Annotated in this window: 11 protein-coding genes; 6 read left to right on the top strand and 5 right to left on the bottom strand. The window is 61.5% G+C overall.

The genetic code is table 11. From position 1 onward, the window contains the following. Positions 1–112: 112 nt before the first annotated feature. Together C8D99_RS12895 and C8D99_RS12900 are read left to right on the top strand one after the other, a co-directional pair. Positions 113–1,249 (top strand): aldo/keto reductase, encoded by a 1,137-nt coding sequence (locus tag C8D99_RS12895; RefSeq protein WP_133958913.1) that lies wholly within the window; start codon positions 113–115, stop codon positions 1,247–1,249. A gap of 149 nt (positions 1,250–1,398) precedes the next feature. Beyond that, on the top strand, positions 1,399–2,958 hold the full coding sequence (locus C8D99_RS12900) for a ClC family H(+)/Cl(-) exchange transporter (protein WP_133958914.1): 1,560 nt from the start codon (positions 1,399–1,401) through the stop codon (positions 2,956–2,958). Positions 2,959–2,966: 8 nt separating this feature from the next. Here C8D99_RS12900 and C8D99_RS12905 read toward each other — a convergent pair whose 3' ends face one another. The 3 genes from C8D99_RS12905 to C8D99_RS12915 form a co-directional block, all read right to left on the bottom strand. Next, the gene (locus C8D99_RS12905; RefSeq protein WP_133958915.1) at positions 2,967–3,248 is read right to left on the bottom strand and encodes a hypothetical protein; all 282 of its coding nucleotides are present in this window, start codon (positions 3,246–3,248) and stop codon (positions 2,967–2,969) included. A 27-nt stretch (positions 3,249–3,275) separates the two neighbouring features. Then, positions 3,276–4,691 carry a hypothetical protein gene (locus tag C8D99_RS12910; protein ID WP_133958916.1) on the bottom strand — a complete coding sequence of 472 codons (1,416 nt, stop codon included), beginning with the start codon at positions 4,689–4,691 and terminating at the stop codon, positions 3,276–3,278. 75 nt (positions 4,692–4,766) lie between these two features. Continuing rightward, positions 4,767–5,579 carry a polysaccharide deacetylase family protein gene (locus C8D99_RS12915; RefSeq protein WP_133958917.1) on the bottom strand — a complete coding sequence of 271 codons (813 nt, stop codon included), beginning with the start codon at positions 5,577–5,579 and terminating at the stop codon, positions 4,767–4,769. Between the two features lie 61 nt (positions 5,580–5,640). Between C8D99_RS12915 and C8D99_RS12920 the strand changes: the two genes are divergently transcribed. Together C8D99_RS12920 and C8D99_RS12925 are read left to right on the top strand one after the other, a co-directional pair. Then, positions 5,641–6,123, top strand: coding sequence for a pyridoxamine 5'-phosphate oxidase family protein (locus C8D99_RS12920; protein ID WP_133958918.1), 483 nt, complete (start codon positions 5,641–5,643; stop codon positions 6,121–6,123). Positions 6,124–6,135: 12 nt separating this feature from the next. Next, positions 6,136–7,932 (top strand): histone deacetylase family protein, encoded by a 1,797-nt coding sequence (locus C8D99_RS12925; RefSeq protein ID WP_133958919.1) that lies wholly within the window; start codon positions 6,136–6,138, stop codon positions 7,930–7,932. Here C8D99_RS12925 and C8D99_RS12930 read toward each other — a convergent pair. Beyond that, positions 7,880–8,938, bottom strand: a complete 1,059-nt coding sequence (locus tag C8D99_RS12930; protein ID WP_133958920.1) for a class I fructose-bisphosphate aldolase — start codon at positions 8,936–8,938, stop codon at positions 7,880–7,882. The genes C8D99_RS12925 and C8D99_RS12930 overlap by 53 nt on opposite strands. 150 nt (positions 8,939–9,088) lie before the next feature. Between C8D99_RS12930 and C8D99_RS12935 the strand changes: the two genes are divergently transcribed. Next, positions 9,089–9,970, top strand: coding sequence for an NAD(P)-dependent oxidoreductase (locus C8D99_RS12935; protein WP_133958921.1), 882 nt, complete (start codon positions 9,089–9,091; stop codon positions 9,968–9,970). A 114-nt stretch (positions 9,971–10,084) separates the two neighbouring features. Further along, positions 10,085–10,558, top strand: coding sequence for a Fur family transcriptional regulator (locus C8D99_RS12940; RefSeq protein WP_133958922.1), 474 nt, complete (start codon positions 10,085–10,087; stop codon positions 10,556–10,558). Between the two features lie 62 nt (positions 10,559–10,620). Here the strand turns inward: C8D99_RS12940 and C8D99_RS15260 are convergent. Next, positions 10,621–10,821: hypothetical protein (locus C8D99_RS15260; RefSeq protein WP_166670184.1), on the bottom strand; the 201-nt coding region annotated here is incomplete at its 5' end.

Genomic DNA, 10,821 nt, shown 5'->3' on the forward strand with positions numbered 1-10,821 from the left:
GGTTCCTCCGGAAGTTTGAAAATCTGTGGGATAATTGTACAATACGGAGTGTATCCCCGGAAATCTTTGCCTGCGAAAAATAATTGAACCTTTGTGAAGGAGGTCTTCCTATATGCTGTACCGTTCCATGCCCCGCACAGGGGATGAACTGTCCATTCTGGGTTTCGGCTGCATGCGCCTTCCCCTCGACGGAGAGGGGAAAATCGACGAGAATCGGGCAACAGCCCTGGTTCGTACCGCCATCGACCGGGGAGTGAACTATATCGACACCGCCTACCCCTACCACGGTGGCGAGAGCGAACCCTTCGTGGGCAGGGCCCTCGGGGACGGCTACCGGGAGAAAGTATTCCTCGCCACCAAGCTGCCTTCGTGGATGGTGGAGACCCCCTCCGACATGGACCGCTTTCTGGACGAGCAGCTCGCCCGCCTGCAGACGGACGTGATCGACTATTTCCTGCTCCATTCCCTGAACGCCGAACGGTGGGAGATCATGAGGAAGAACGGCTTCGGCGCCTTCCTCGACAGGGCCCTGGCGGACGGGAGGATCCGGCGGGCCGGGTTTTCCTTCCACGACCAGCTTCCCCTCTTCCGGGAGATCGTGGACGCCTACCCGTGGCATTTCTGCCAGATCCAGTACAACTACCTGGACACGAACTACCAGGCGGGCACAGCAGGGCTGAAGTACGCCGCGGAGCGGAATATGGGCGTGGTGATCATGGAGCCCCTCCGGGGAGGAAATCTGGCCAGGAACATTCCGGACGTGATGAAGAAGATCTGGAGCGGGTCGCCGAAGCCCTTTTCCCCCGCGGGATGGGCGCTCCGCTGGCTCTGGGACCAGCCGGAAGTCTCCGTGGTCCTGAGCGGCATGACCACGGAGGAGGATCTGGAAGACAACCTCGCCTCCGCCGATGACGCCTGCACAGGCTGCCTGACCGCAAGGGAGCGGGACATGATCGCCCGGGTGAAGGAGGAGTACCGGACGAGGATGAAAGTCCTCTGCACGAGCTGCCAGTACTGCATGCCCTGTCCGGCGGGGGTGAACATTCCAGAGTGCTTCAACCGGTACAACATGGCCTTCATGTTCGATAACCTCGAACAGGCCCGGATGACTTACCCCGTCTTCCTGAAGCCGGGGGCAAGGGCGAGCGCCTGCGTGAAGTGCGGAGCCTGCGAGGAGAAGTGTCCCCAGAACCTCCGGATCCGCACCCTTCTGGATTCCGTGGCGGAGCTTCTGGAGCCGAAGGAATAGCTTTTTCACTGCAAACGGCGGCGGAGTGAGCGCCCGGGGCGTTCTCCCGGGAAACCTCCCTCCGCCGTTCCGTGCTGCATCACCCCCTATTTCCGGATCTTCCGCGAAGAGCGGGCTCGGGAGAAATTCCCGCAGAAGAGGTGTTGGTCATGGTTCGCTACAAACTGCTCACCGGAGAGAGCCGGTTCCGGATCCACCTGATCGCCCAGGGGCTTGCCGTGGGTGCCGTCGCCGGGTTTGCCGCCGTCTGCTACCGCCTTCTTCTCGGCATGGCGGAGGACTTCTCCCTCGCAGCTCTCACCGGCGGGCTGCCCCTTCCCTTTCCCGTCACGGTGCTTCTCTGGTGCGGGGTCGCAGTGGCCATCGGCCGTCTTATGGAGTGGGAGCCCATGGCGAGGGGAAGCGGCATTCCCCAGGTGGAGGGGGAGCTTCTCGGTCAGGTGTCCATGTCCTGGTGGAAGGTGCTGGCGGCGAAATTTCTCGGAGGGGGACTTGCCATCGCCCTCGGCCTTTCCCTCGGCAGGGAGGGGCCTTCGGTCCAGATCGGCGCGGCCGCCGGCAAGGGGATGGCGGTACTGCAGAAGCGGGGAAAGGTGGAGGAGCGGCTTTTCCTTTCAAGCGGGGCCTCGGCGGGGCTTTCCGCCGCCTTCAACGCCCCTCTCGCCGGGGTGATCTTCGCCCTGGAGGAAGTCCACAAGAGTTTTTCTCCCCTGGTGCTTCTTTCGGCCATGATGGCCTCCCTGGCGGCGGATTTCGTGTCGAAGCACTTTTTCGGCCTCGGGCCGGTTTTTTCTTTCGGCGTTCCCTCGGTCCTTCCCCTGAACCTCTACGGCCACCTGCTCCTCCTAGGGCTGCTCTGCGGCGCCGGCGGCGCCCTCTTCTCCAGGGTGATCCTCGACGTCCAGACCCTCTACGGCAGGCTCCCCTTCCCCGCACGGTACAGGGTGGTCATTCCCGCCCTGGCGGCCCTCTGCATCGGGCCCTTTCTTCCCGACATCCTGGGAGGCGGCCATGCCCTGGTGGAGCATCTCGGCATGGGAGGGAAGACCCTGTCCCTCATCTTTCTCCTCTTCGCGGGCAAGCTGCTCTTCACGGCCCTCTGCTTCGGTTCCGGGGCGGCCGGGGGGATCTTCCTGCCCATGCTCGCCGTGGGGGCCTCCCTGGGAGCCCTGTACGGAACGGCTGCGGCCCTGTTCACGGGAATGGACCAGGCCTTCGTGGTGAACTTCCTCATCGTGGGGATGGCGGGGTTCTTCGCGGCGGTGGTCAGGGCTCCCATCACGGGGATCATTCTCATCACCGAGATGACCGGGTCCTTCACCCACCTGCTGTCCGTCTCCGCCGTGGTCATCCTTGCCCATGTGACGGCGGACCTGCTACGGGCACGGCCCATATACGACTCTCTCCTCCTCAGGATGCTCCGGAAAAGCGACGGGGCAGTCAGTGCCGGGAAGATACTTCTCGAGGGAACGGTCTGCCCGGGGTCGCCTCTCGACGGCAGAATGGTGAGGGAGGCGTCCCTGCCCGAGGGTTGCCTGCTTGTGAGCATCCACCGGTCCGGGGAGGAGATTCTCCCCAACGGGGACACGCTGCTCTCCGCAGGGGACAGGATAATAGCCCTGGCCGACGGGAGCCGGGCCAGGCGCATCAGGGAAAAACTGCTGGACCTCTCGGGAGTGTGCGTTCCGGAAAAGCACCTCTGGGAGTGACGGGCGGACTATTTCCCCGGGTCTTTCTCCGAGGCGCCCCTGGTGCTTTCCTTCTTCCGGTAGCCATACTGGAGTATGAGGAAGGCGAGAAAGCCTGTGGACGTATAGGCGACTCCTCCCCGGAATGTTTCGTAGGGAAGGAAGTGGTAGTGATACTGGATTCCGGCGATGATGATGAGAGAAGCATACACGGCCGACTTCAGGGGTGACAGTCCCCGCTTCAGTATTTTGAACCTGAGAAGCCAGATCATGAGGGTTCCGAGGGCGATGATGGCGATCCTGTCAAACATGGCGAATCTCTCCGTTCCTGGTGAAAGTTATTCCTGGCTTCTGGCCGAGAACATCTGGACGAAAACCTTGTGGGAATTTCTCGGCAGAATGCGGTAGCCCTTTTTCTCCTTGGTGAGCCAGAGAAAATAATCCCTGTAGAAGGACGAGCTCAGGTCGAGGATGGATTTTCCCCGGTTTTCCTTGATGAGTTCGTAACTGTTCTTTATGACCCTGTCCTCGTCGCTGTCCCACCGGAAGGTGCCCAGGGCATAGGCCGCGGCCTTCTCGGGAAGGTTGTTCAGCGGGAAGGCCGGCAGGAGCAGGGTATGGTCGCTCCAGTCGTAGGTGCCGTATCCCTGTCCGGGCACCACGATCACCCGGGGGATGCCGTACATCCGTATTCTGGCCACCACCAGCATTTCCGGGTCCAGGGCAGCCAGCTCCTCCACGATGGCCGCCGCCCGGTCGAGAGAGAGGGGAGGTTTTTGGCTCTGGCAGAGCTGGGACGGATCCCTCCGGGCGGACTTGGCCGTGAGGGAGATGTATTCCTTCTTGGAGAAGATGAGGTCCTTCAGTTTTCTCCGGCGCACGGCGGGCGGGATGCCCTCCAGCTCGGCGGCGGTTTTTTTCACCCTCCGCTCCCATTTCGAAATTTCCTGGGTCGCGAAAACGATGTTCCGTGCGAGGTTCTTGGCGGATTCCAGCAGGCCGGTGACTTTCTGGATCTCGTTTTCATCCAGCCCGCCGCCCTCCTCCCCGTTCCCCTTGAGGAAGGAGGCGATGCGCTTCTCCGCCTCGACGAAAGCGTGGTGGTCCACCGCCATCTGCTGCTTTTCCTTTTCCTGGGCCTCCCGGTAGCCCCTGGTCCGCATGGAGACCTCAGTGTAGGATTCGAGGCACTGCTGGAGGTCCGAGAGAAGATGGTCCGTCTCGGAAGGCAGGGCTCCCTGCTTTGCCAGCACCACGGGGAGGATGATTTTGATCCTGGACTTCAGCCCGTCGAGCTGCCGCCGCATCTGGACGGCCTTCCCCTCCGGGGAGAAGCCGTTCCGGGGGGGGGTGACGGGCTTGCCCATGATCATGGAATAGGCCTCGGCAATGAAGTCGGAGAATGTGTAGTACTGGAAGAGCCCAGGCGCCGCCTTGGGGGAGAGGGCTTCCCGGAGGGCGGGAGAGGCGGGGGTGAGTTCGTCGCTCACGTAGCCGAAATCGATGAAGAGCCGCTCCCGGTCGTCGAAGAGCAGCTCGTCGGGGAGGTCTTCCGTGTGAGCGTCCACGAGGGAGACCAGCACGTCCCAGTACTGTGTCGAGAGTATTTGCCACAGCTTCCTGGCGGCGATGCGGTCGTCTGTCTCTGTGGAATCCCTGACGGCCAGGTAGTTTTTCGCCGCGGCGGCAAACTTTTCGGTGGCCTCCAGCAGGGGCTGGTTATCACTCCATCGTGCAAAACCGATCGTGTCCATGGCGTCATCTCCGTCCGTCGCGAAAACCTTCCGCCCGCTCAAAAGCGGAATCCCCTGTATGATACCATACGGCCCTTACGGTTCGGGGGATCTCCCCTCGATGACAAGGGGCCATTCCCCGAGCTTCACGAAGCGGAACCCCTTCTTCCGGAGAAGAGGCACGGCTTCCTTCAGCCCCTCCGCAGTCCGGCCTTCAGGCCGGTTCATGTGGAAGAGCACGATCTCCCCTCCCCGAAGGGAAAGCAGGCCGTCAACGATCTTTTTTTTCGAATAGGACGCCCCGCCGTCGCCGTTATGGGAATGGCTCACCGAAACGTGACCAAGCTCCGCCGCCACCTTTACGGCCACCTCGTCGTAATGGTTCGTGCCGGAGCGGAAATACCGGGGACGTTTTCCTGTGATCTCCTCCAGGAGCCGGGCGTTCGCCTCTATTTCCCGGGCCGCCCCGGACACGGATTCGGTCCCGGGGATACCGTAGGCGGACCGTCCCGTGACGGAGAGGGGACGGTGCTCCGCGCCGTGGTTGCCGATTTCGAAGAGGGGGTCCGCCGCCAGCTCCCGGGCGGTCTCCCTGTTCTTTGCAAGCCACCGCCCGCTCAGGAACAGGGTGGCCGGAATGCGCTCCCGCTTCAGAAAATCCAGGAGCTCCCGGTCCACCGCCGAGCCTTTTTTCCCCCCGCAGGCATCGAAGGTAAGGGCCACCTCTTTCCCTTCGGAGGCGATTCTCGCGGCCGTGCCGGAAACATGCTCACCCCACTGGACCGGGGCGGTGTTCCGGTACTTTTCAGTTAATTCCTCCGGCGGAAGGGTTGTTCCCTCGCCTGCAAAGCTAAAAAAGTGTAGAATTGACAGAAACACAAGGGCAGAGGCGGTCGGCAATCGGATCATCTCTCAAATACCTCCATTGTGTTCAGTATATCATTTCGCTATAACTGAGGAGGATTCGGCAATGGGCCATCCGGTACGCAGAAAAGACAGGGAAATCACCGACAGGGCAGAAATATACGAAATTCTGGACAGGTCCTTCACAGGACATCTCGCCCTCTGCAGCGGCGGTGAACCCTACGTGGTGCCCCTCTGTTTCGGTGTGATGAACGGCGCCGTCTATTTCCACTGCGCCCGGGAGGGACGGAAGCTCGACATCATCGCGCAGAACCCGAGGGGGTGCTTCCAGGCCCAGTGCGGCGAGGATCTCGTTCCGTCTGCGGAGCGGCCCTGCGGGTGGGGGATGTTCTACAAAAGCGTCATGATGTCGGGACCGGTAACGGTAGTGGAGGACGAGCCGGAGAAGGGCGCCGCCCTTCTGGCGATCATGAAAAAATACGCGGGGGAGGACTTTTCCCATGAATTCTCGCCCGTGGAATGCGCTTCCGTGACGGTGCTCCGCCTCGACCCGGAGGAGCTTTCGGGCAAGGCCAGGCGCCCCGCTTAGGAGCTGCGTAGGGTGTTCCGGATCCGGAGAATCTTCGACGATCTTTCCCCGGCCAACGGGAAGGCTCTTGCCCGCATCGGGGAGATCCTGAAAGAGCAGTTTCCGGGGGCCCGCCCCGGCGAGGCTGAATCTATCCCTGAAAAGCTGCGGAACCAGCTCAAGTACGGCTTCCAGACCATCCTTTTCGCCGCGGAGAAGGGGGCGGGGAAGGTCCACGGCTTTGCCCTCGCTCTCTACGATCCCCTGCTGAAATTCACCTTTCTGGATTATATCGCCGTTCCGGGGGCAGAAGCGGGCGGAGGCCTGGGAGGAATACTCTACGAAAGGGTGCGGAAGGAAGCCCTGGACCTCGGGTGCGTGGGGCTGTTCTTCGAGTGCCTTCCCGACGACCCGGAACTCTGCCGGGACGGGGAGACCAGGAAGCAGAATGCCGCCCGGCTGCGTTTCTACGAGCGGTACGGCGCTGTTCCCGTGGCGGGGACGAAGTACGAGACGCCCCTGGAGCCGGGAGGGGACAACCCTCCCTATCTGGTCTTCGACGGCCTGGGAAGGCAGGACCCCCTGAGGAGGGAAAAGGCCCGGCTCATCGTCGCCGCCATCCTCGGGAAGAAATACGGAGATCTCTGCCCGCCCGAGTATATCAGGATGGTCATGGACTCCTTCCGGGACGACCCGGTGAAGCTCCGTCCCCTGAAGTACGTGACCGCCCCGGAACGGACCGCCGTGGCCGCGGCCCTTCCCGAGAGCGAGCGGGTGGCCCTTTTCGTCAACCGGGACCATGCCATCCACCACGTCAGGGAAAGAGGGTACGTGGAGTCTCCCGTCCGGGTGGAGGCTATCCTCCGGGAGATCCTCCCCTCGGGGCTCTTCACCGAAAAGAAGGCCCGCCATTTCGGCGAGCGGCATATCCTGAAGGTCCACAGCGCCGTCTTTTTCTCCTACCTCAGGAAGGTCTGCATGGCCATGCCGGAGAAGGAGTCCGTCTACCCCTATGTTTTTCCCGTGCGGAACGCGGCCCGGCCCCCCCAGGACCTCTCCGTCCGGGCAGGGTACTTCTGCATGGACACCTTTACCCCTTTGAACAAAAACGCCTTCCTCGCCGCCCTGGGAGCGCTGGACTGCGCCCTGTCGGGCGCCCAGGCCCTTGCGGAAGGACGGCACCTGGCCTACGCCCTGGTGCGGCCCCCCGGGCACCACGCCGAGCGGCGCCTCTTCGGGGGCTTCTGCTACCTGAACAGCGCGGCGGCGGCGGCCGAGTACCTCTCGGCCTTCGGCAGGGTGGCCATGCTCGACATCGACTACCACCACGGCAACGGGCAGCAGGATATCTTCTACGGGAGGAGCGACGTCCTCACCGTCTCCCTCCACGGGCACCCCCGGTTCGCCTACCCCTATTTCTCGGGGTTCGAGGACGAAAAAGGAGAAGGGGAAGGCCGGGGATTCAACCTCAACCTTCCCCTTCCCGAACATCTTTCGGGGCAGGAATACCTTGACGCCCTTCGAAGGGCGTCAAGGAGAATAGCAAACCACGGAGCCCGCTTTCTCGTCGTTCCCTTCGGAGGGGACACCTGCAAAAAAGATCCAACGGGAACCTGGAGCCTCGCCGCCAGGGATTTCGAAAACAACGGAAAACTGATCGGCGGCCTGGGGCTTCCCGTCCTCGTGGTCCAGGAAGGGGGCTACAACACCCGCCTCCTGGGAGAGAACGTCCGGTCCTTCTTCAAGGGGCTCTTTGAAGCGTCCCGATCCGCCGGGGCTAGGCTATGGTCACCTGCTTCTCGAGATAGACGTCCTGCACCGCGTGGATGACCTCCACGCCCTCCTTCATGGGGCGCTGGAAGGCCTTCCGGCCGAGGATAAGTCCCATGCCTCCGGCTCTCTTGTTGATCACCGCGGTCTTCACGGCTTCGGCGAGGTCGTTGGCTCCCGATGCGCCGCCGGAGTTGATCAGTCCCGCCCTGCCCATGTAGCAGTTCGCCACCTGGTACCGGGTCAGGTCGATGGGATGGTCGCTCGAAAGTTTTTCGTAGACCGCCTTGGCCGTCTTGCCGAACTTCAGGGCGGAGAATCCGCCGTTGTTCTCGGGGAGCTTCTGCTTGATGATATCGGCGCCGATGGTTACCCCGAGGTGGTTTGCCTGCCCCGTGAGGTCGGCGGCCACGTGGTAGTCCTTTTCCGCCGTCTTGAAGGCGCTGTTCCGCAGGTAACACCACAGGATCGTGGCCATGCCCAGGCTGTGGGCGATCTCGAAGGCCGTGCTGATCTCCTGGATCTGCCGGGTGGATTCGTCGCTGCCGAAATAGATGGTGGCTCCCACGGCAGCCGCTCCCATGTCCCGGGCCTGTTCCACCGAGGCGAAGAGGATCTGGTCGTACTTGTTGGGGTAGGAGAGCAGCTCGTTGTGGTTGATCTTCATCACGAAGGGGATTTTGTGGGCGTATTTCCTGGCCACCGACGAGAGAACTCCCAGGGTGCTGGCTACGGCGTTGCATCCGGCCTCAAGGGCGAGCTTCACGATATTCTCGGGGTCAAAATAGATGGGGTTGGGAGCGAAGCTGGCCCCGGCGGAGTGCTCGATTCCCTGGTCCACGGGGAGGATGGAAAGATACCCCGTTCCGGCCAGCCTTCCCGCGCCGAAGAGAGCCTGCATGGACCGCATTACCGGAATGGAGCGGTCGGAGAGCGCCGTCACCCTGTCCACAAAATCAGGTCCCGGTATGGTGAGCATCTCCCGGCCTATGGTTCCGCATGTGTGCCCGAGCAGATATTCCGCCTCGTTTCCAAGCAGCTGCTCGATCTGTTCCAGAGTGTTCATGGATCTGCCTCCTTCTCAATCGGTAATGATAAGGGTACAATCAAAACTGACCCTTCTTTCCTTCATGCATTGTACCCGAGAATGGAGTATCTGGGAACAATAGGACGGGAAAGGAGCGATAAAGGCAGAATACAACCGGAGGTGCACTGCATGAAACCCGAAAAGGGAAAAACGGTCGTCGGATTCGCAGGTCTCGGAGTCATGGGACACAGCATGGCGGGACACATCATGAGGGGCGGCTACGACCTGCTCGTCTACAACAGGTCGAAGGCGAAGGCCCTGGACATGCTGACCCAGGGGGCAGTGTGGAAAGACGACATTCATTCCCTGGCGGAAAAAAGCGACGTGGTCATCACCATGGTGGGTTTCCCCGCCGACGTGGAGGAGGTCTATCTCGGTGAAAGAGGTCTCCTTGCCGGGGCCCGGCCCGGAACGGTGCTCATCGACATGACCACCTCGAGCCCGGACCTGGCGGCCCGCATCGCCGCGGCGGGAGCCGAAAAAGGGGTACCTGTCCTCGACGCCCCCGTGTCGGGGGGCGACAGAGGAGCCAGGGAGGGGACCCTGTCCATCATGGTGGGCGGCGATGAAACTGTTTTCAATGACATGATGCCCCTTTTCTCCCTTCTGGGAAAGAACGTCGTCTTTCAGGGGGGGCCGGGCAGCGGCCAGCATACCAAGATGGCCAACCAGATCGCCATTGCCTCCAACATGATGGGGGTCTGCGAGGCCCTCGCCTACTCGAAGAAGGCGGGGCTCGATCCGGAAAAAGTGCTGTCGAGCATCTCCGGCGGCGCTGCGGGAAGCTGGTCCCTCTCCAATCTCGCCCCCAGGATTCTGGCGGGCGATTTCGCCCCCGGCTTTTTCGTGAAGCATTTCATAAAAGACATGAAGATAGCTCTCGACGAGGCGGAGCGCATGGGAATGGACGCCGCCGGACTGAAGAAAGCTTTCGAGCAGTACGGGAAAGTCGCCGCCCTTGGCCTTGAAAACGAGGGCACCCAGGCGCTCTACAAGCTTTACGGCGATTAGGACCAGCCCCTCTGCCTTCCTTCTGCGGATGGAGGGCAGAACTGCTGTTGACGGAAAAGTTTTTTTATTTATAATGGTTACAACGTAGTTTCTTGAAACTAGGAGGGATGCTTCATGCGATCCGTGGACAAAATAGCTGCCAGCCTGCGGGAGAAGGGGCTCAAACTCACTCCCCAGCGTCGCCTGATCATTGAAATTCTCTCCAGGGACAGGACCCATCCCACGGTGGATGAAGTGTACCGCCAGGTGGTGTCCACCATGCCCGAAGTCTCTCGAACGACGGTCTACAACACCATACGGGAGATGGCCTCCCTTGGAGAGGTAGTGGAAGTGCAGGATCTCAGCGACGGAGGAATCAGGTACGATACCTGCGCGGATTCCCACAATCATTTCTTCTGCCTTTCCTGCCGGTCCCTGATTGACGTCCATGTGGATTTTCCCCGGCCGGAGTCCTATTCCGGTGCGCTGGAGGGCTTCCAGGTGCTGAAGCAGCAGCTCACTCTCTATGGCATCTGCCCCGACTGCAGGGACAAGGGGCTTCCGCCGCCGGGAAAGGGAGCGGGAAAGAGGGCCCTGAAGAAATTCTGAGCAGAAAAAGGGGAGGCTCCGGACGGAGACTCCCCTTTTGTAATGACCGCAAACCGAACAAATCAGGCTTTTTCCGTTTCCTCTTCGGAGGGAACGAGACCGGATTCGGCCTCTTCTTCGACCCTGAACCGGGACGCGGACTTCTGCATCTCCTCCGACAGGCTCACGAGCTCTTCCGCCGCCTTCGCGATGGACTCCGTCACACGCCCCTGCTCTTCCATGGACCGGTTGATGTTCTCCACCTGCTCGCTGATGTCCGCCCC

This window comes from Aminivibrio pyruvatiphilus (assembly GCF_004366815.1).
Lineage (GTDB): Bacteria > Synergistota > Synergistia > Synergistales > Aminobacteriaceae > Aminivibrio > Aminivibrio pyruvatiphilus.